Origin of the sequence: Nocardia ninae NBRC 108245, assembly GCF_007990755.1 — a bacterium.
Taxonomy (GTDB): Bacteria; Actinomycetota; Actinomycetes; order Mycobacteriales; family Mycobacteriaceae; genus Nocardia; species Nocardia ninae.
The window spans coordinates 13,416-32,767 of the sequence record NZ_BJXA01000048.1 but is presented as its reverse complement, the minus strand read 5'-3'; the positions used below and the strand labels follow the sequence as shown (position 1 = coordinate 32,767).

22 protein-coding genes and 1 other RNA gene are annotated in these 19,352 nt (G+C 68.1%); 10 read left to right on the top strand and 13 right to left on the bottom strand.

What is annotated here, in order from left to right; all coding sequences use genetic code 11:
- Positions 1-43: 43 nt before the first annotated feature.
- Both NN4_RS28510 and NN4_RS28505 read right to left on the bottom strand, forming a co-directional pair.
- On the bottom strand, positions 44-1,384 hold the full coding sequence (locus tag NN4_RS28510; RefSeq protein WP_107655058.1) for a glutamine synthetase family protein: 1,341 nt from the start codon (positions 1,382-1,384) through the stop codon (positions 44-46).
- A gap of 94 nt (positions 1,385-1,478) precedes the next feature.
- On the bottom strand, positions 1,479-3,008 hold the full coding sequence (locus tag NN4_RS28505; RefSeq protein ID WP_147137944.1) for an alpha/beta hydrolase: 1,530 nt from the start codon (positions 3,006-3,008) through the stop codon (positions 1,479-1,481).
- A 205-nt stretch (positions 3,009-3,213) separates the two neighbouring features.
- Here NN4_RS28505 and panB point away from each other — a divergent pair, with 205 nt between their 5' ends.
- The 5 genes from panB (at position 3,214) to NN4_RS28480 (ending at position 7,377) form a co-directional block, all read left to right on the top strand.
- Positions 3,214-4,071 carry a 3-methyl-2-oxobutanoate hydroxymethyltransferase gene (gene panB / locus NN4_RS28500; RefSeq protein WP_107655056.1) on the top strand — a complete coding sequence of 286 codons (858 nt, stop codon included), beginning with the start codon at positions 3,214-3,216 and terminating at the stop codon, positions 4,069-4,071.
- A 15-nt stretch (positions 4,072-4,086) separates the two neighbouring features.
- Positions 4,087-4,947, top strand: a complete 861-nt coding sequence (locus tag NN4_RS28495; protein WP_147137941.1) for a phosphotransferase — start codon at positions 4,087-4,089, stop codon at positions 4,945-4,947.
- Positions 4,948-5,066: 119 nt separating this feature from the next.
- Complete coding sequence (locus tag NN4_RS28490) at positions 5,067-5,516, top strand: hypothetical protein (protein ID WP_147137938.1); 450 nt, start codon at positions 5,067-5,069, stop codon at positions 5,514-5,516.
- The gene (gene pip, locus NN4_RS28485; protein WP_147137935.1) at positions 5,516-6,493 is read left to right on the top strand and encodes a prolyl aminopeptidase; all 978 of its coding nucleotides are present in this window, start codon (positions 5,516-5,518) and stop codon (positions 6,491-6,493) included. The genes NN4_RS28490 and pip overlap by 1 nt, the downstream gene beginning before the upstream one ends.
- A gap of 2 nt (positions 6,494-6,495) precedes the next feature.
- A complete protein-coding gene (locus NN4_RS28480; protein WP_147137932.1) occupies positions 6,496-7,377 on the top strand; it encodes a CHAD domain-containing protein in 882 nt (293 codons plus the stop codon).
- Here NN4_RS28480 and NN4_RS28475 read toward each other — a convergent pair.
- Entirely contained in the window at positions 7,334-8,827 is a 1,494-nt protein-coding gene (locus NN4_RS28475; RefSeq protein ID WP_147137928.1) for an RNB domain-containing ribonuclease, read from the bottom strand. The genes NN4_RS28480 and NN4_RS28475 overlap by 44 nt on opposite strands.
- A 16-nt stretch (positions 8,828-8,843) precedes the next feature.
- Entirely contained in the window at positions 8,844-9,176 is a 333-nt protein-coding gene (locus tag NN4_RS28470; protein WP_107655050.1) for a hypothetical protein, read from the bottom strand.
- Positions 9,177-9,604: 428 nt separating this feature from the next.
- On the opposite strand from NN4_RS28470, the gene NN4_RS28465 reads away from it, so the two are divergent.
- Positions 9,605-9,982 carry a hypothetical protein gene (locus tag NN4_RS28465; protein WP_135235786.1) on the top strand — a complete coding sequence of 126 codons (378 nt, stop codon included), beginning with the start codon at positions 9,605-9,607 and terminating at the stop codon, positions 9,980-9,982.
- Positions 9,983-10,178: 196 nt separating this feature from the next.
- Here NN4_RS28465 and NN4_RS28460 read toward each other — a convergent pair whose 3' ends face one another.
- The 3 genes from NN4_RS28460 to rnpB all read right to left on the bottom strand — a co-directional run bounded on the left by NN4_RS28460 (position 10,179) and on the right by rnpB (position 12,252).
- Positions 10,179-11,087 (bottom strand): slipin family protein, encoded by a 909-nt coding sequence (locus NN4_RS28460; RefSeq protein ID WP_147137926.1) that lies wholly within the window; start codon positions 11,085-11,087, stop codon positions 10,179-10,181.
- 103 nt (positions 11,088-11,190) lie between these two features.
- Positions 11,191-11,640, bottom strand: coding sequence for a hypothetical protein (locus NN4_RS28455; protein WP_147137922.1), 450 nt, complete (start codon positions 11,638-11,640; stop codon positions 11,191-11,193).
- A 198-nt stretch (positions 11,641-11,838) separates the two neighbouring features.
- Positions 11,839-12,252: RNase P RNA component class A (gene rnpB / locus NN4_RS28450), an RNA gene on the bottom strand.
- Positions 12,253-12,328: 76 nt separating this feature from the next.
- Here rnpB and NN4_RS28445 point away from each other — a divergent pair.
- Positions 12,329-13,216 carry an alpha/beta hydrolase gene (locus tag NN4_RS28445; protein ID WP_147137917.1) on the top strand — a complete coding sequence of 296 codons (888 nt, stop codon included), beginning with the start codon at positions 12,329-12,331 and terminating at the stop codon, positions 13,214-13,216.
- Between the two features lie 178 nt (positions 13,217-13,394).
- Complete coding sequence (locus NN4_RS28440) at positions 13,395-13,913, top strand: TrmH family RNA methyltransferase (protein WP_147137914.1); 519 nt, start codon at positions 13,395-13,397, stop codon at positions 13,911-13,913.
- A gap of 16 nt (positions 13,914-13,929) precedes the next feature.
- Here NN4_RS28440 and NN4_RS28435 read toward each other — a convergent pair whose 3' ends face one another.
- The gene (locus NN4_RS28435) at positions 13,930-14,562 is read right to left on the bottom strand and encodes a TetR/AcrR family transcriptional regulator (RefSeq protein WP_147137911.1); all 633 of its coding nucleotides are present in this window, start codon (positions 14,560-14,562) and stop codon (positions 13,930-13,932) included.
- A 40-nt stretch (positions 14,563-14,602) separates the two neighbouring features.
- On the opposite strand from NN4_RS28435, the gene NN4_RS28430 reads away from it, so the two are divergent.
- Both NN4_RS28430 and NN4_RS28425 read left to right on the top strand, forming a co-directional pair.
- Entirely contained in the window at positions 14,603-15,304 is a 702-nt protein-coding gene (locus NN4_RS28430) for a hypothetical protein (protein ID WP_147137908.1), read from the top strand.
- 155 nt (positions 15,305-15,459) lie between these two features.
- Positions 15,460-16,017, top strand: coding sequence for an NUDIX hydrolase (locus tag NN4_RS28425; RefSeq protein ID WP_147137905.1), 558 nt, complete (start codon positions 15,460-15,462; stop codon positions 16,015-16,017).
- A gap of 253 nt (positions 16,018-16,270) precedes the next feature.
- On the opposite strand, the gene NN4_RS28420 is transcribed toward NN4_RS28425, so the two are convergent.
- The 5 genes from NN4_RS28420 to NN4_RS28400 all read right to left on the bottom strand — a co-directional run bounded on the left by NN4_RS28420 (position 16,271) and on the right by NN4_RS28400 (position 19,294).
- Entirely contained in the window at positions 16,271-16,738 is a 468-nt protein-coding gene (locus NN4_RS28420) for a hypothetical protein (RefSeq protein ID WP_147137902.1), read from the bottom strand.
- Positions 16,735-17,781, bottom strand: coding sequence for a YihY/virulence factor BrkB family protein (locus tag NN4_RS28415; RefSeq protein ID WP_147137899.1), 1,047 nt, complete (start codon positions 17,779-17,781; stop codon positions 16,735-16,737). Before NN4_RS28415 ends, NN4_RS28420 begins: the two co-directional genes overlap by 4 nt.
- 60 nt (positions 17,782-17,841) lie before the next feature.
- A complete protein-coding gene (locus NN4_RS28410) occupies positions 17,842-18,330 on the bottom strand; it encodes a GNAT family N-acetyltransferase (RefSeq protein ID WP_147137896.1) in 489 nt (162 codons plus the stop codon).
- A 99-nt stretch (positions 18,331-18,429) separates the two neighbouring features.
- Positions 18,430-18,873 (bottom strand): SgcJ/EcaC family oxidoreductase, encoded by a 444-nt coding sequence (locus NN4_RS28405; RefSeq protein ID WP_147137893.1) that lies wholly within the window; start codon positions 18,871-18,873, stop codon positions 18,430-18,432.
- Between the two features lie 13 nt (positions 18,874-18,886).
- Entirely contained in the window at positions 18,887-19,294 is a 408-nt protein-coding gene (locus NN4_RS28400; protein WP_147137890.1) for a hypothetical protein, read from the bottom strand.
- Positions 19,295-19,352 lie beyond the last annotated feature (58 nt).

Below are 19,352 nucleotides of genomic sequence, written 5' to 3'. Positions count from 1 at the left end.
CCCGCCGCCGGGCATACATTCGGTTGCGGAAACGCGGCCCTCGCTACAGACCGAGGTATTCCTTGAGTTCGTACGGCGTCACCTGGCTGCGGTAGTCCGCCCACTCCCGGCGCTTGTTGCGCAGGAAGAAGTCGAACACGTGCTCGCCGAGCGTCTCGGCGACCAGCTCGGAGCGCTCCATCGCCTGCAACGCCTCGTCCAGCGTGCCGGGCAGCTCGCGGAAGCCCATCGCGCGCCGCTCGGCGACGGTGAGCGACCAAACGTCGTCCTCGGCCTCCGGGGGCAGCGTGTAGCCCTTCTCGATGCCCCGCAGACCGGCCGCGAGCAGCACGGCGAAGGTCAGGTAGGGGTTGCAGGCCGAATCAGGGCTGCGGATCTCGACCCGGCGCGAGGAGGACTTGTTCGGCGTGTACATCGGCACCCGCACCAGCGCGGACCGGTTCGACCGGCCCCACGAGGCCGCGGTCGGCGCTTCGCCGCCGTGGATGAGCCGCTTGTAGGAGTTCACCCATTGGTTGGTGATCGCGCTGATCTCCGGCGCGTGCTCCAGGATGCCCGCGATGAAGGCGCGCGCAGTGCTCGACAGGTTGATCGGGTCGTCCGGATCGTGGAAGGCGTTGGCCTCGCCCTCGAACAGGCTCATGTGCGTGTGCATCGCCGAGCCCGGGTACTGGGCGAACGGCTTGGGCATGAACGTCGCGCGCACGCCCTCGTCGATGCCGACTTCCTTGATCAGGTAGCGGAAGGTCATCACGTTGTCGGCCATGGACAGCGCGTCGGCGTAGCGCAGGTCGATCTCCTGCTGACCCGGCGCGCCCTCGTGGTGGCTGAACTCCACCGAGATGCCCATCGACTCCAGCGCGTCGATCGCGTGCCGGCGGAAGTTCGGCGCCGAATCGTGCACGGCCTGGTCGAAGAAGCCGCCGGAGTCGGCCGGGATCGGCTGCGAGCCGTCCACCGGGCCGTTCTCCAGCAGGAAGAACTCGATCTCCGGGTGCACGTAGCAGCTGAACCCGACATCGGCGGCCTTGTTCAGCTGACGGCGCAGCACGTGGCGCGGGTCGGCCCAGGACGGCGAGCCGTCGGGCATGGTGATGTCGCAGAACATGCGCGCGGAGTGCTGGTGGCCCTTGCTGGTAGCCCACGGCAGCACCTGGAAGGTGGACGGATCGGGCCGGGCGACCATGTCGGCCTCCGACACCCTGGCGAAGCCTTCGATGGCCGAACCGTCGAAGCCGATACCCTCCTCGAACGCGCCCTCTAGCTCGGCGGGAGCAATCGCGACGGACTTCAGGTAACCCAAGACGTCGGTGAACCAGAGACGTACGAAGCGGATATCCCGCTCTTCGAGCGTCCGCAGCACGAATTCCTTCTGGCGATCCATGTCCGCGAGAGTAAGCACCCGGCGTTAAATCCGTGTTACATACACGCTGAGTGTGCTGTGCTTGTTGCTGGAAAAAGACTTCCGCGCCACTCGATCAGCAGGTGAGACCAGCCTCCGGCTCGGTGAGGTCGATCAGGTAGTCGATCACCGCGTCGTCCACGCAGGACGAGCCACCCGAGAGCGCGATGGTGTGCCTGCTGCCCTTGTAGGTCACCAGGGCGGCGCCCAACTGGTCCGCCAGGTCCACGCCCGCCTGGTACGGCGTCGCCGGGTCGTCGGTGGTCGACACGACCACCGTCTTCGGCAACCCGGCCACCGAGATCCGATGCGGCTCACTGGTGTTCGGCACCGGCCAGGCGGTGCACTGGTCCAGCGGGGCCGCACCGGTGCCGTGCCCGTCGTCCAGGAACGGCGCCGCCTTGCGGTATTCGGTGTCCTGCTTGCCGGTGATTTCCCGGTCGCTGATGCGCGGATCGTCCACGCAGCGGATCGCGGTGAACGCGTCGGTGGTGTTGCTGTAGCTGCCGTCGTCGCGCCGACCGTCGTACAAGTCGGCCAGTTGCAGCAGGGTGTCGCCGCGGCCGTCGCGCAGTTCGGACAGGCCGAGGGTGAGCACCGGCCACAGCTCGTTGGTGTAGAGCGCCTGGCGCACACCGGTGAGCGCGTCACCGTAGTTGAGTCCACGCGGGTCGGTGGTCGATACGGGCTTGTCCCACAACGGGTTCACCAGCGCGCGGAACCGATCCACCGCCTGCGCCTTGTCGGTGCCGAGCGGGCAGTCCGCCTTGCTGGTGCAGTTCGCGGCGTAGGCGTCGAACACCTTCTGGAAGCCCGCCGCCTGCCGCAGCGACTCCTGCACCGGGTCCTGCGAGGAGTCGATGGCGCCGTCCAAGACCAGCGCGCGGACGTGGTCCGGGAACTTCTCGGCGTACGCCGAACCGATCTTGGTGCCGTACGAGTAGCCCAGGTAGCTGAGCTTCGCGTCGCCCAGCGCCGCGCGCAGCACGTCCAGGTCCTGCACCACCTCGCGGGTGCCGACGTGCGCGAGGAAGTCCTTGCCGGTGCGTTCGGTGCAGCGGTCCGCGTACTCGCGGTTCTCGTGCTCCGCCGCGGCGATGCCCTCGGGCGTGTTGTCCTTCGGCGGCTCGGCGCGCTCGGCGTCCTGCTCCTGCGCGGTCTCGCAGACGATGGCGGGCGTCGACGAGCCGACCCCGCGCGGATCGAAGCCGACCCGGTCGAAGCGCTCGGCCAGCAGGGTCTTGTTGCCCAGTGCCGACATGGTCAGCCCGGACTCCCCCGGACCGCCGGGGTTCATCAGCAGCGAACCGATGCGTTTGCCGGTCGCCTTGATCCGCGAGACGGCGATCTGCGCGGTCGGCCCGTCCGGGGCGGCGTAATCGATCGGCACACTGATCCGCGCGCACTGCGTATTGGGCGCGAAACGATCATCCGGCGACCCGAACCCGGCACAGCCACCCCACTCCACGTTCTGCGTGTAGAACTTCGCCAACGCGGCAGGCGGCGTCGGCATCGGCCCCGTCGGATGGCCGTCGATCGTGCACCCCGCCGCCAACGCCAGCACCGCCACCATCAGCGCACCGCGCCCACTGCGAACCAAACCCATCCCCTGATAGTGGCAGCTCGAGTGCTCGGCGCGCGCAACGCACCGGTCAGCGGCCCGCGAATGTGGCGCCATGATCGCCCCGCTGTGACCAATTGCATCGGTCGAGACCCTTAATGCGGTCCGGTGACAGCTGGCACACTGGATTTCGTCAGACAACCCGGGGACCCGGATGGGCCCCGAGGCGACACAGACGAAAGGGACGAAGATGTCCGTATCCGATTCGGAAACCCCTGCCTACGGTGCGGCACCCACCGAGCCCAAGAAGGCTATGCGCAAGACCCGGGTGCACCACTTGCAGCAGATGAAGGCCAACGGCGAGCGCTGGTCCATGCTCACCGCGTACGACTACTCGACCGCCAGGCTGTTCGAAGAAGCGGGCATCCCCGTGCTCTTGGTCGGCGACTCCGCGGCCAACGTGGTCTACGGCTACGACACGACGGTCCCGATCACCGTGGACGAGCTGCTCCCGCTGGTCCGCGGCGTGGTGCGGGGCGCGCCGCACGCCCTCGTGGTGGCCGACCTGCCCTTCGGCACCTACGAGTCCTCGCCGCAGCAGGCGCTGGCCACCGCGACCCGGTTCATGAAGGAGGGCCAGGCGCAGGCGGTGAAGTTCGAGGGCGGTGAGCGGGTCGCCGAACAGATCGCCCTGATCACGTCGGCCGGTATTCCTGTGATGGCGCACATCGGGTTCACCCCGCAGAGCGTGAACACCCTGGGCGGATTCCGCGTGCAGGGCCGCGGCGACGGCGCCGAGCAGCTCATCGCCGACGCCATCGCGGTGCAGGAGGCGGGTGCGTTCGCCGTGGTCATGGAGATGGTCCCGGCCGAGCTGGCCGCCCAGGCCAGCCGCAAGCTGACCATTCCCACCGTCGGCATCGGCGCCGGCGTGGAGACCGACGCACAGGTACTGGTCTGGCAGGACATGGCCGGTTACACCAGCGGCAAGACCGCCAAGTTCGTCAAGCGCTTCGGCAATATCGGCGACGAGCTGCGTGCCGCCGCGACGGCCTACGCTGAGGAGGTACGCCTGGGCACCTACCCGGGCCCCGAGCACAGTTTTTAGTTCTATGGAGTGACGATGACCGGCCGAGCAGTGCACGCGCCAGCCGCGCTGCTCGGTCAACCGGCCGACGCGCTGATCGATTGGGCCGTCGGCGTCCTGAAAGCCCGGGAAGTCGAGATCACCGGCGCCCCGACGGAGATGCGGCGGCGCGCCTGGTCGTTGATCGTCCGCATCCCCACCGCGGCGGGCCCGATGTGGGCGAAAGCCAATGCGCGCGCCTTCGCCCACGAGGGCCCACTGCTCCAACTCCTCGCCCGTCTGCGTCCCGGCAGCGTGCTGGAACCCCTTGCGGTGCAACCTGATCACGGTTGGTTGCTCAGCCCGCACGGCGGCGACACCGCCCCCGACACCGATGCGGAATGGTCCGGACTGATCGGCTCCTACGTCGAGCTCCAGCATTCGCTCGCCCCGCACGTCGCCGACCTGCTCGCCACCGGCACTCCTTACCTGCCACCCAGCCGCCTCGGCACCATCTACCGGCACTTCGAGCCACGCATCCCGGGCCTCGGGCACCGCATCGAGGAGGCCGCCGCCGAACTGGCCGGCTACGGCAGGCTCAGCCTCGAGCACAACGACGTCCACCCCGGCAACGTCTTCGCCGGCGTCACGCCCGGCTCCGGCCGGTTCTTCGACTGGGGCGACGCGGTGATCACCCACCCGTTCCTCGCCCATCGCATTCTGCGCAGCCGGCACCGCGCCGAGTACTTCGCGCACTGGCGCCGGTTCGAGCCGATCACCGAGGCGGAGAGCACCCTGGCCGAGCAGCTCGCGCCGTTGATCGCCCTCAATCCCTGGCGCACGATCGACACCTCCACGCCCCGCTTCGCCCGTATCGTCGAAGCACTGCTCGACGAGCTGCGCACGAACTTCCGGTAGCCGCAGCAGGCGGCCGTGCCGCTGCCTCCCGCGTGCGGCCGCGACAACACGGCCGGGCCGTAGCGGCGAAACAATGGCAGACTCGATGCGGACATTCGCGATGAGAAGCAGAGGAACCGATGCCGCACAGCCGTTGGATTTCACGCAGCACCCTGCTGCTGGCGGGAGTTTTCGCCGCCGCAGCACTGACCGCATGCGGGACCGAGTCGAACCCGGCGCCGACCGGGAGCTCGGGCTCGACGACGGCATCGGCGACAACCACGCCGAGCGGCACACCCGGTACGAACAAGCCCGGCACCCCGGAGATCTCCGACGCCGCGGCCGCGCAGCTCTGCGACATGATCAGGCCGGAGCTGTCGAACTGGCGGGTGCAGGGTCCGACGCTCGGCAAGATCGGCCTCAACGCGATGGTGCACGAGTGGGCACTGCGCAACGGCGGCATCAACGGCGCGGTGCTGGCCGACAAGCCGGTCATCGACCGGCTCACCACCAAGAGCTGCCCCGACGTGCACAAGCAGGCAATCGAGGCGCTCGGCGTCCCCGATCTGGCCGCGGGCCTCGCATTCTGATGGGCGGCGCACAGTTGCGGACGCTGTACCCCGAGATCGACTGCCACGACTCCGGCAAGCTCGACGTGGGCGACGGTCAGTCGATGTACTGGGAGGTCAGCGGCAACCCCGACGGCAAGCCGGTGGTCCTGCTGCACGGCGGCCCCGGCGGCGGCGTCTCGCCGGTGCACCGGCAGTTCTTCGATCCGGCCGCGTACCGGATCGTGCTGCTCGATCAGCGTGGCTGCGGACGCTCCACCCCGCACGTCGCCGACGGAGCGAGCCTGGCAACCAACACCACTCAGCACCTGATCGCCGATATCGAGGCGCTGCGTACCCATCTCGGCATCGACCGCTGGCAGGTGTTCGGCGGCTCGTGGGGTTCGACCCTCGCGCTCGCCTACGCCGAGACGCACCCGGACCGGGTGACCGAGCTGGTGCTGCGCGGCATCTTCCTGTTGCGCCGCAAGGAGATCGACTGGTACTACAACGGCGCCGCGGGCTACGTGTACCCGGCCGAGTGGGAGAAGTTCCTCGCACCGGTGCCGGAGTCCGAGCGCGACCAAGACCTGGTCGAGGTCTATCACCGGCTGCTGCACTCCGCCGACGAGGAGGTCGCGCTCGCCGCGGCCGTCGCCTGGTCCACCTGGGAGGGCGCGACGAGTTCGCTGCTGCCGCAACCCGATCGGGTCGCCGAGACCGCCGAACCGCGGTTCGCGCTGGCCTTCGCGCGGATCGAGAACCACTACTTCCGCAATCACGCGTTCCTCGACGAGGGGCAGCTGCTGCGCGATATCGACCGCATCACCCACATCCCCACGGTCATCGTGCAGGGCCGCCACGACATCGTCTGCCCCACGGTGAGCGCCTGGGACCTGCACAAAGCGATGCCCGGCTCGCAGCTGCACATCGTCGAGGACGCCGGGCACGCGTCCTACGAGCCCGGCATCACGCATCATTTGATCGAAGCCACCGATAGATTCGCGAAGGCGGGATAACCATGACGGCCACAGCAGGCGAGGCCATCGTCGCGGCACTCAGCGACAACGTGGATCGGCTGCTGGCCGAGGAGCCCGAGGTGCGCGCCGACGCGCCGGATTCGGTCCACCAGATGCGGGTGGCGACCCGGCGATTGCGCAGCGTGCTGCGGTCCTATCGCGGATTGTTCGAACGGACGCCTGCCAGGGCGATGGGCGAGGAGCTCAAGTGGCTCGCCGGTGTCCTCGGGGTCGCCCGCGATGCCGAGGTGCGCGCCGAACGGTTCGAGACACTGCTGACCAAACACGGTCAGCAGTCGGATCATTCGGCCGCCGACGTCGAGTTGGTGACCGCGCGACTGGTCACCGCGGAGAACAACAGATACGCCGCGGCCCACGCCGACGTACTGCTGGCGCTGGACAGCGAGCGCTACCACGAGCTGCGCGACGAGCTCACCCAGTGGCGCACCGAACCACCGCTGCGTTCCGCGCGCGGCAAGGTGCCCGCCGCGGACTTCTTCGGCGTTGTCCTGGAACGTGATCGGGAACGCGTGCAGGGCCTGATCCAGCAGGAAACCACCGTCACCCCGGCCGAACGGGTCGAGCTGCTGCACGATATCCGCAAGAGCGCCAAGCGTTTACGGTACTCGTGCGAGGCCGCCAAAACCGTCATCGGCGCCGACGCCAGCGACCTCGGCAGCCGCGCCAAACGGCTCCAGACGGTACTCGGTGACCACCGGGACGCCGTCGAATCGCAACATGCGATCTACGGTATTTCCGCCGATGCCGGTGCCGCAGGCGAAGATACGGCGCTCTACCGAATCCTGGCGGGTGCCGAGGACACCGCGGCCCGCCAGGCACTCAGTCGTTACCCCGACGCTGCGGCGGTGCTGTCGGGCGAGTAGCCGTCTCATCCGCGCCCTGAACCGGGTAGGCGAAGGTGATCTTGCGGGCAACAGGGTCGGCTGAGACCAGGCGGACGCGGACGGTGGCGCCTTCCGGGGGTTCGCCCGCGCACGGTCCGAGCACGGGTGGGTCGGCGATGAAGATCTCCGCGGCTCGGTTGCCGTTGGCTTCGCGTACCACCACCGCGTCGAATTCGGTGCCTGCGCGTTCGGCGAGCAGGGTCGACTCGGTGAGATCGATGCAGGCGCGTTCGACCTTGCCCGCGATCGCGTCGCTACGTCGCATGCTGTCGGCGGTGTCCGCCAGTCCGTCCCGAACCCATTGCGGCACTTCGGTGCCCGCGCACCGGGCCAGGCAGATCTCGGTGCTGAAGCGGTCGGTCAGCCTGCGCAGCGGCGCGGTGACGTGTGCGTACGGTGCGCGGATCGCGCTGTGCTCCAAGCTTTCCGGGGTGGCGGCGACGGTGTCCTCGGTCACCACGGTGTAGGAGGCCCCGCGCAGCAGGCTGGTCGCCTCGGACATCAGCACCAGCGCGGCCGGCGTATTCGGATCCAGCCGGGCCAGCATCTGCCCGACCGAGAATTCCTCGGGCCACTCGACACCCAACGCGGCCGCGGTGCGATGCATCGACGCTATCGCCGACTCGGCGGGCGGCGGCATGGTGCGCAGCAGCGCGGGCGCGCCCGCGTCGAGCATGATGCGCGCCGCGCACATCCCGGTGAGCAAGGAAACCTGCTCGTTCCAGTCGTCGGCGGCGGTCCGCGGTTCGACGATCAACCGCCAATGCCCGTCGGACCGGTCGTCCCGGACGATGCTCTGCGCGGGCAGTCGCAACCCGATCGCGCCGCGCCGCAGTCCGGCCTCGATGCGCCGCTTGCCGAACTCCGGCAGGGCCGCGATCGAGGGGTGCAGCCGACCGGCGTCGGCGTCGGCCTGAACTCCGGCGTAGTCCAGCCTGGCGCGCGAACGCACCAGCGCCCGCGCTACCGAGAATCGTTGCGGTTCAGCGTTTTCGTCGAGTTCGATGGTCCACAGCGCGGCAGGCCTGCGCTGCTCCGGCAGCAGGCTCGCGGTGCCTTCCGACAGCACCGGCGGGTGCAGCGGGACGGTGCCGTCGGGTAGGTAGTAGGTCTGCCCCCGCGCGCCGGACTCTTTGGCCAGCGCGCCATGCGGATCGATCACGGCGCCGACGTCGGCGATGGCGTAATGCAGGAGAAAGCCGGTGCCGGTGCGCTCGAGATGCAGGGCCTGGTCCAGATCCATGGCCCCTGGTGGGTCGATCGTCACGAACGGGATGTCGGTGCGATCGGCCCGGTCGCCCGCGAACGCGTCGGACGCGTCGCGGGCTTCCGTGCTGGCCTCGGCGGGGTACGCCGAGGCCAGGCCGAATTCGGAACGGATGGCGCCGAAATCTACCGGCGCCGAGACGATCCGCTGATGCAATTCCACGCTGTCGGTGCCAGACCTACTGCAGCGCCAACATGGTGCCGTTCAACGAATCGAGCGGCCCGTACACGGTGAAGGTGACATGTCCGCCCGGGACCGACGCCGACACTGCGGCCGCCGCGTCCAGCGCCTGGCCGAACGAAGGGGCCGAAGGATGGGGCAGACCCGCCAGGGTCTGTCCGAAACGGTTCTGGGCCACCCAGACCGTGTCAGCCGGGCTGAGGTCGACCTGCACCCCACCCGGCAGCGGCGTCACCGCTACGGCACCGGCGGACCCGGCACCCATCATGGCGAAAACCGAAGCAGCCCCGGCGATCAACGCGCCGGCGACCAGTGAGCGAACAATCCGCATAAAGTTGAGACCTGCTTTCCCGCATTCGAAGTGTGAAGGGCTCGTTGCGGCCACGCAACGGGCCGTGCCAACGCGCACTACTTTATGACGTCGATCACGGTCCGGCTAGTTAGCGGCGGGTACGCGCGGCGAGTTCGCCTGCCGGGCAGCCCCGCGACGTGGCTGCTAACGTGGGCCGCCGTAGCGGGTCTCACACTTTGCCCGCACATTCCGAAATGTCCCGTACGTCGACAATTGGGAGTTCCACAGCTATGTCATCGATTCTGTTCGACTACCTGGTCCCGCTCATCGGGTCGGACCAGGCAGCGTATTGGGCCCAGGTCTTCGTCATCGCACCGGTCTGACCACAAGTCTTCTGCCACAACCTGTCGCCTCCCGTTCACCGGACGGGAGGCGACTTTGGTTCCGGACCGCTAGCATCCCGCTCCGTGATCAGAACTACCGCCGCTCTCGCGGCCAGCGCCACCCTCTGTGCCCTACTGCTCACCGGCTGTGGGGACGACAAAGCCAGCAGTGCCACCCCCGCTGCCACTTCCGCCGCGCAGTCCAGCGGCGATGCCCAGGTCGTCGACAACGTCAAGGCAGGCGCGTTCGTCGTCAGCTTCCGCGGCGCGTTCCCGAAACTGGCCGACGGCAAGGACGACACGAAGATCGCCAACATCCTCAGCGACACCTGCAAGGAGATCAAGGCGAGCAAGCCCGAAGACGAGGTCGTCAAGAGCATCACCAAGCGCGCCTCCGGCAAGGTCGAGGCGACCACCGAGGAGGCGAAGGCCATCTACCAGATGGCCAGGATGATGTGCTGAGCTACCGCTGCTTCAGCCACGGCAGATAGCCGGGCAGGTATTTCAGCACGTAGCCGATCGTGATCATGCTGATGATGGCGATGACGGGAATGAGCACGGACATCGGTCCGGTCCTTACGTTGTGCTACCGGTGCGGGTCGTACGGCGCCGCCGTAAACGGCGTCGGCTGTACCCGTATCGGTATACGCCGGTCGGGTTACTCGCGTGGGTTGTTCGCGTGCGCCGTCGACGATTCGTCCGGCGGATCCAGTTGCTTCGGTTGCTCGCTCGCGGCCAGCGCGGCGGGCTTGTCGTCCGGTCCGGCTACTGCCGCCTGATCCGTTGACGACCGAGCCGGCGCGGCGGCCGGTGCCGTGCTGCGTTCCAGGAAGCGCAGCAACTCCACCGGGAACGGCAGCACCAGGGTCGAATTCTTTTCCGCGGCAACCTGAACGACGGTTTCGAGCAACCGCAGCTGCAACGCCGCGGGCGACTCCGACATCTGCGCGCCCGCCTGCGCCAGCATCTTCGACGCCTGCAACTCGCCCTCGGCGGAGATCACCCTGGCACGGCGTTCGCGTTCGGCCTCGGCCTGGCGCGACATCGAGCGTTTCAGCGAATCCGGCAGTGCCACATCCTTGATCTCCACCCGGTCGATGTGCACGCCCCAGCCGAGCGCCGGGCTGTCGATCATGATCTCCAGGCCCTTGTTCAGCTCCTCCCGATTGGACAACAGGCTGTCCAGATCGCTCTTGCCGATGATCGAGCGCAGCGACGTCTGCGCCACCTGTCCGACGGCGAACAGATAGTTCTGCACTTCCACCACCGCGAGCACCGGGTCGAACACCCGGAAGTACACGACGGCATCCACCCGCACCGTCACGTTGTCGCGCGTGATGCCCTCCTGCGCGGGCACCGGCAGGGTGACGATCTGCATCGAGACCTTGCGCATCCGGTCGATGAACGGAATCAACCAGCGCAGCCCGGGATCTCGCGTCGCGATTACCCGCCCGAATCGAAAGATCAGCCCCCGTTCGTATTGCGCGACTACGCGCGCGCTCGCGGCGGTGAGCACACCGAGCCCACCCGCCCCTAGCAGACTGCCGAGAACCACCAGAGTTTCCATGCCTGGCCCCGAATCACGCCCTTGTGCAGCAGGAGCGGGCGCCTGGGCGCTCCGGCCCCGCGGCTATCTCCATGATGGCACCGCGGGGCCGGTCCCGGACTGCCTACTTGACGATCAGTCGCTTGATGGCAGTGCCACCTTCGAGGCTCTGCTCGTTGTCGCCGGCAACCAAGGTGCCGATGACCCGCACTTGCTGGCCCGCGGCGGGGGTGAACGGTTCGGACTCGGGGATTTTCGTGGCGGTGAGGGTGGCGGTCTGGCGTTGGTCGTCGCACGTCGCCTTGGTCTTGGCACCTACCGTCTGTTCCGCGCCCTCCGCAGTGCCGCGCACGAACACCTGCAGTGTCACCGCCTTGCTCTGCGGCTCACAGGTGTAGGTCACCGCGATATCCACATCGCTGCCGTTGACGGTGGCGGCGGTGATGTCGATGTTGCTGGGCGGCGGTGGTGGCGGCGTGGGCGCGGTGGTCGTTGGATCCGCGCCTGCGACACCCGCGCAGGCCACCGTGGCCAGAGCTGTTGCGTAAGCGAGGATTCCCGCACGGCGCAGCATGGTGTGAACGTTGATGACGATCTCCTTGCAGTCGATCCTGCGGCGGCCCCGATTCGGACATGCCGCACAAAACCTCGACCGACAATGTACTGGTATCGCGCGCATCCGGCGCACGCCAATCCTTCGGCTACAGCATGGATCTCAGCCGTTCACGTAGCGTTCGCCCGGCGACTACCGGCGTCGCGGGATCCGGCAGGGCGGACGAGTTGGCCTGTAAGCCGGATCCTGTCCCCGGTTCGCACCGGGGGGCGACCATCCATCTGGACACACCGTCGCCGGGTGCCTCGAGCGGTCCACCCGCAGGCTCGGGCGAGCAGCCCTCGAACACCTGCGCAGCCGCACCGCGAACGATGCGACCTTTGACCTTGCTCCGGGCGGGGTTTACCAAGCCGCCCCGGTCACCCGGGGCGCTGGTGCGCTCTTACCGCACCGTTTCACCCTCACCACACGGCCCGGAGGCCGTGGGCGGTCTGTTTTCTGTGGCACTGTCCCGCGGGTCGCCCCGGGTTGCCGTTAGCAACCGCCCTGCTCTGTGGAGTCCGGACTTTCCTCGGCTCCGGGCGGCGGCACAACCGTGCCCGTTCCCGATGCCGCGGTCGCCCGGCCAACTCGTCCGCCGTACCAGAGTACTGGTCGCCGCGCACACCCCCAGGGTGCGGGCCCCGCCGACGCAGTACGGTTGGGTGCCATGGAACGTGTCGAGGTCGGCTTCCCCTCCGGAAGCGAGCAGTGCGCCGCCTGGCTTTACCGTCCGGATGGTGCGCCGAAGCCCCGCCCGCTCGTCATCATGGGACACGGCCTGGGGGCGAACAGAGAGATGGGACTCGACCGGTACGCGCGGCGCTTCGCCGCCGCGGGCATGGCGGTCCTGGTATTCGACTACCGGCATTTCGGTGCCAGCCAAGGCGAGCCACGCCAGGTGATCCGGATCGGGCGCCAGCGTGAAGACTGGCGTTCGGCGATCGCCTACGCGCGCACCATCCGCGGGGTCGACGCGACCCGGATCGCGTTGTGGGGCACCTCGTTCAGCGGCGGGCACGTGCTCGCGGTCGCGCCGGACGACGACTACCTGGCCGCGGTGGTCGCGCAGGTGCCGTTCACCAGCGGGCTGGCGTGCGCGTTGGCGAAGGGGCCGATCAGCATGACCAAGGTGACCGCCATCGCCGCCACCGATCTGCTGATCGGGCCGATCCGGCGCAAGCACGTCGGCATCCGGTTGGCGGGGCGGCAGCGGACGGCGGCTTTGATGAGCGCGGCCGACGTGCCCGAGGGCAACGGCAGGCTGGCCGAGGAGAGCGAGCACTACAAGCCGAAGGTCGCTGCCCGCGTGGCATTTTCGGCGCTGTTCGACTCGCCGGGCAAGCGGGCCAAGTCGTTGAAGATGCCGGTGCTCTACGCGTTGTGCGACAACGACTCGATCACGCCGATCAAGTCCGCGTTGCGTGCGGCGGAGCGAACCAAGCACGCGGTGGTGAAGCGTTACCCGGTGGGGCACTTCGACATCTACTTCGATGACGTTTTCGAGAAGGCGGTGTACGACCAGACGGAGTTCCTGGTCTCGATCCTGCGGCCGTAGGTGGTGGTCGGCGGCGGGCAAGTCGCCGACAATCGCTCGGTATCCGGCGGTGTGCGACGGTGCCGTATCGTAAGAAGTAGCTCACGTCTCTTGTCGTCGACGATGGCCCCGGTGCGCCGCGAAGCATCGCCTCTATGAAAACTGTTGTGCCCCACGGGAAGGCCCTTCCCGTCCGCCGGTGACGGCCGCGCGGGTCAAGTCCCGCCCCGACCTGCGCCGCGAACGCAGGCAACGCGCGCACGGCTGCTGGAATCATCTGATCATCGCGCCGCTGTGGCCCAAGCACGGCGTGAACCTCGGCACCATGCTGCGCACCTGTGACGCCGTCGGCGCGTGCATGGCGGTACCGCGGCTGCCGTGGATTCCCGACGCCCTCGCCCACGGGAACACCCTTCGGAAACCCCAATGCGTGCACTGGATCAACGGTCGCGTCGACCGGTGGCTGGCGCGTCAGCGCAGCGGCGGATCCGCCATTGTCGGGGTCGAACTCACCGATGAATCCATCCGGTTGGCCGACCTTCCCGTCGCCCGGCGCCGGACCGTCATCGTGCTCGGGCACGAATCGACCGGCATCCCGGCGGAGGGACTGGAACTGCTCGACGCCGCCGTGGAGATTCCCATGGTCGGCACCGGGCACAGCCTCAACGTCGCCGTCGCGGGGTCGCTGGTGTTGTACAAGCTGGCGGGGCTGTGTTGACGGAAGCGCTTTGCGTTCAGCGTGCTTCAGATTCGCCGAGGAGTTCGCGGGTCACCACATCGGCCCACCACTTTTCGACTCGCTCCGGTGACCAGCCGCGTTCGATGGTGAGTTCGGTGTAGACGTCGATGTTGCAGATCGCGGCGTAGACGTCGAGGGCGGTGGGGAGGTCCAGGCGCAAGGTCGCCGACGGCCAAGCGGACAGGACCTGGCGGTGCGCATCCTCCGCGCGGGCGCGGGCGTCGCGGTAGGCCTGGGCCAGTTCGGGTTCCGTGCGCCCCGCCTCGCGCAGCAGCACGATCACCTCGCCCGCGCGCTCGAACAGCCGGCGATCGTAGGCGGTCATCGCGGCGAGTTGCCGGGGTGGTTCGGGGGCGGCCTCCAGGTCGGCGAGCAAACGGGAGATGTCGGCGGACAGATCGGCGGCGTCGGCCAGTGCCCAGGTCAGACCGTTCTTGTTGCCGTAGGCCGCGTAAACGGTCGGCACCGAGACGCCGGCTTCGCGCGCCACGTCACGCACGGTGGTGGCGGCCCAGCCCTTAGCGACGAACAAAGCTCTTGCGGCGCGGGCGATTTCGGCGCTGGTCTGCTGCGCCTGTGCGGTGCGGCGCAGCGAGTCGTAGTGGCGTCGAGCCGGTTCTTCGGTCACGGGGGTTCCTCTTTCGTTTTTCGCTGCTTATATTCAATATATGACAGATAAGACAGAGAACGTAGCCGCCTGGCCGTTCTCCCGGATCGGCGGCTTCGCCGGCCTCGGCTTCGCACTGATCATCGTCGGCGCGAACCTGATCCTGGAACCGGCAGGCATGCCCCCAGTCGGCGCCGACATCAGCGACGTCAACACCTTCTTCACCACGAAAGCCGACTTCGCCCAGCTCTCTTCGGCCCTGACACCAGCCGCCTGGGTGTGTGCCACCGTGTTCGGCGCCGCCGCCGTAGCCACGATCTGGCCGCGCGAGCGCGCCGTCGGCTCGGCCTGGTCGCTGGTCGGCTTCGCTGGCCTACTCCTACAGAACGCGACCTTCCTCTGCGTCGTAGCCATCCGCCTGGCACTCAGCGCCACCACCGACCACACCCCCACGGCCACCGCGGGCCTGTGGGCGTTTCACAACGCCCTATTCGTCCTCAACGGCACCTTCCTCGCCACCGCCCTGCTCGGCCTGTCCCTCGGCGGCCTGCGCACGAGCCTCATCCCCCGCTGGCACGCACTCCTCGGATTGACCGCAGCCGCAGGTCTATTCACCTCCGCCACCCTCACTCCCCTGGTAATCGACCACCCCAGCCCCCTCGCCCTACTCAGCCTCGTCAGCTGGCTCCTCTGGGTGGTCTGGATCGTGGTCTACGGCATCACCCTCCTCCGCCTACAACCCACCCATCTCAACACCGCCTGAACCCCAAACCGCACACCGTTTTTGGCAGCCGCACACCCGGTGTACTGGGTGTGCGGCTGCCAAAAACGGTGTGCACCGAGGTCACCATGGAGTAGGTCGCGGTCGGACGAACGGTGGCCCGATGCTGTCGGTGTCCAGCGCTACGGTGCGCGGTTATGGACGCTGCTACTGCTGTCATCGCCGAGATCGTGGCCGGGATCGAGCCGTTCGATGCGCTCGAACAGCAGCACATCGATGAAACGCTGGCGTGGTTGGCGTCGACCGATGACGTGTTCCGCCGCGTCAAACCGGCGACGCCACCGCGACATCTGGTCAGCTACGTGGTGCTGGTCGACCCGGCGGCACGGGCGGTGCTGCTCGGCCGTCATCGCCTCGCCGGGTTGTGGCTACCGACCGGCGGGCATGTCGACCCAGGTGAGCATCCGCTCGAGGCGGCGCGGCGCGAAGCGTTCGAGGAGATCGGCCTCCGTGCCGACTTCACGGTCGTCGGCACCGATCCCCTGTTCCTGACGCTCACCGCCACCGTCGGCCTGGACAGCCACGACGACGTCAGCCTGTGGTACCCCGTCCGCGGCACCCAATCCGAGCACTACCCCCTCGACCGCCGCGAGTTCAGCACCGAACGCTGGTGGAACATCGACACCTTCGCCCTCCCCGACACCGACCCCCACTTCGGCCGCTTCCTCGCCAAACTGGACGCCGCGCTCAGCTGACGCACACGGCGCCGATCCGACCGACCTACGCACCCGCCTCGCCCAGCTGCGCGCCACCTGGGCCACCGGAGTGCGCGCCCTATCCTCGCCTACAGGCGTGCGTCGCGTGACGGATCAGTGCGCTCTCGCCCGACCAGCGCCCAGGCCAACCAGAGCACCCGGCCGACCAGAGCACCCACTGGCCCATTGCACCGCCCACCCACATGCGCGCCGGACCGGCCACCGAGCGGGCGCGCTGAGACCACGTCTACCTTCAGCGGCGGCGCAGGACCCGCCACAGGATGAATGCGGCCAACGCTGCGAGTACAGCGGGGATGGGCCTGCGGCGGGCGGCGGCGGCTAGGCGGCGACCCTGTCCCGCAACGGGTTCGGGGTCCGTTGGGCTGACCTTGTCGGTGGCGACGCGGGCACGTTCGGTTGCTTCGCCGGTTCGCTGGGCGGCCTGGCGGATCGCTTCGGCGGCCTTTTCCTTTGCCGCAGCGGCCTTTTCCGCGGCTTCCCGCTCCGCTACCGCGGTGGCGGCTTCGGTGTCTCGGGCGGCTTGGGCCGCCTGTTCTTGGGTCCGTCGTGCTAATTCGGCGGCTTTCTGTTCGGCGATCCGGCGGACTTCGGCGGCTTTCTCGGCGGCGAGGCGTTCGGCTTCGGTTGCTTTTTCGCGGGCCGCGTCGGCTACCTCGTGGAACTTGTCGGTCTCGTGGTCCGGATGGTCGGGCTGGGTCATGATTTCCTCCTGTCAGCGGCGGAGTCGTCGGCTGACGTGGCTGTTGCCCCGCGTGTGTCGGCGGCGTCGCGCTCGTCCTCGGACATCGCGCGGGTGTCGCGTGGCGGCAGGAAAGGCTCTTGGTCGGGCGGCAGGCCCTGTTCGATGCGGCGGCCGCGGGCCAGTTCGGCATCGAATTCCGCGCCGAGCAACACCGCGACGTTGGACAGCCACAGCCACACCAGGAAGACAGCGACGCCGCCGAGCGAGCCGTAAACCTTGTTGTAGGAACCGAAATTGGCTACGTAGACGGCGAATCCGGCGGAGGCGGCGATCCACAGCAGCACGGCGAGCACACTGCCGGGGCTCAGCCAGCGGAAGCCGGGTTGCTGCGCGTTGGGGGAGGCCCAGTACAGCAACGCGAACGCCAGACTGATCAGCACCGCCAGCACCGGCCATTTCGCGATGTCCCACACCAGCACACCGGCCGATCCGACACCGAGCCATTGCCCGATGCGGTCGGCGATGCCGCCCGTGGCCACCACGCCGATCAGGCACAGCGCGAGCAACACCACCATCGCGGCGGTCAGCCCGACGCGCACCGGAATCGTCTTCCAGAACGGCCTGCCCTCTTCGACGTCATAGATCGCGTTGGACGCCCGCATGAAGGCGGCGATGTACCCCGACGCCGTCCACAGCGCGGTCCCGAGCCCGATGAGGGCCAACGGCCCCACCAATTGTCGTGACCCTTGCAGTTGTTTGATCGCGTCGACCAGCAGAGCGGTGCCACTGCTCGGTCCGAGCTCTTGAATGGTGTCGATCAACGATTGCGTGGCGGACGGACTGAGCGCCCCGAGCAACGCGGTGAGCACGATGAGCCCGGGGAAGATCGACAGCACGCTGTAATAGGTAAGTGCCGCAGCCCAATCCGTGACATTGTCGTCCAGGAATTCCGTCACGGTCCGGCGCAGGACCCCCCACCACGACCGCCAGTTCAGCACCGACGGCCCTTTCGACCAATCCACCAGACGGTGTGCGCGCCGCGCAACGCCCTGCTTCGCCATGCCCGTCACCTCTCGATCGGGGAGCGAATACCCGGGGGTCGGGCAGGCAAACTCAGCGCGCTAAAGCTTGTGCACCATCTCGTATTCCAGCGTCGGCTCACCCGGCCGGACGAAATCACTGGCCCCGGTTCGTACGAATCCGTTACGTAGATACAGCCGTTCGGCCGCCACGTTCCCGTCGGCGAACTCCAGCCGGACCTCGGTGTGCCCGCCCGCGGCGGCCCAGTCCAGGACGGCGCGCACGAGCAGATCCGCCACGCCGGTGCCGCGCGCCTCGGGCGCCACCCACATCGAAATCAGATGTATGCCACCGCGTTCGGGGTCGGGCATACCGCCGACGGTGCCGAGCTCGACACCGTCAGCACTGGCGACGAACTGCGCCCGATCCGACAGGGCAGCTCGCCAGTCCGCCTCGGTGCGCTCCTGCGCCTCCGCCAGTGTCGACCCGAAGAACTGCGGCGTGTCGGCCAGTGCCCGCAGTCGAACCCGCCGGAACACCTCCCACTCATCGGCGCTCAACAGCCGGATGTCGATCGTCGATAGGTTCATCCTCGAATGGATACTCGCCCCGCAACCGGCGGCGCAAACCCTTTTGTCCAGCCCAGCGACCCGAACAATGATGTTCGAACTAGCTCGTGCGCGCACCAATCAATCCGCGCTCGGCCCGCCCAGCTGCATGATCCGCGTGTTTTGGAATGTCGTGAACAACCACTCCCCCGCGCACCTGACCGCGACTCTGGTCTGCACGGATAAATCTTCAGGCCGGCAACCATCCATACCGGGCCGCAGCACACAGACCCCGTTGGTCACCATGACAGCAACGTCCGGCGTCGGAAACCGAATCGTGATGGTTTCCGGGTCGGAGAGTCGCGTCCCCTGCATGAATCCGTCGAAGCCTTCCTGCATCACCGCAGCGAGTTCCGCTCTGCCACGGATGAATTCGCCGATCACCGAGATGAAGTCGGCGTCGGGCGTGAAGGTGGCCGCGAAGGCGGCACCGTCACCGGCGGCCCAGGCGGCGGCCTGGGCACCCAGAAGGCGCAAGAGCTCCGCCTCGTCGGCGGTCCGCGGATCGGAGTTCGGAGTCAGCATTGAATCAATCCCTTCAGTAGCCGGCCCGGCGCACGCCGACGAACTCGACCGCGGCGAAGACCGCGACCACCGCCGCACCGGCGAACAGAAATGCGATACCGAGACCGGTGAGGTCGATCAGGCCGGATAGCGCGAGCGCCACCATTCCGACCGCGGAAACCGCGTTCACCGCGACGACGGCGCAGGCCTGATGAAACGGTATCTCCAGCGACCCCGCGATGAGCAGCAACGCAAGCGCACCGCCGAGCATGGCGACACCGAACGGAATCGACCAGGCGGTGGGCAGGCCGAGCGGATCGCGCAGCACCGCCGCGCCGGCCAGCATGACGACCCCGAAGGCGCCGGTGCTCCAGCCGTCCACGCGCAACGCGGTGCGCAAGTAATCGATGCTCGGCTGGGTGGTCAGGTAGCCCGTGCTCATGTTCTGCTCCGGTGGGTCGAGTCGACGGAGCCGATCGGCTCCCAAACCCCACCTTGCC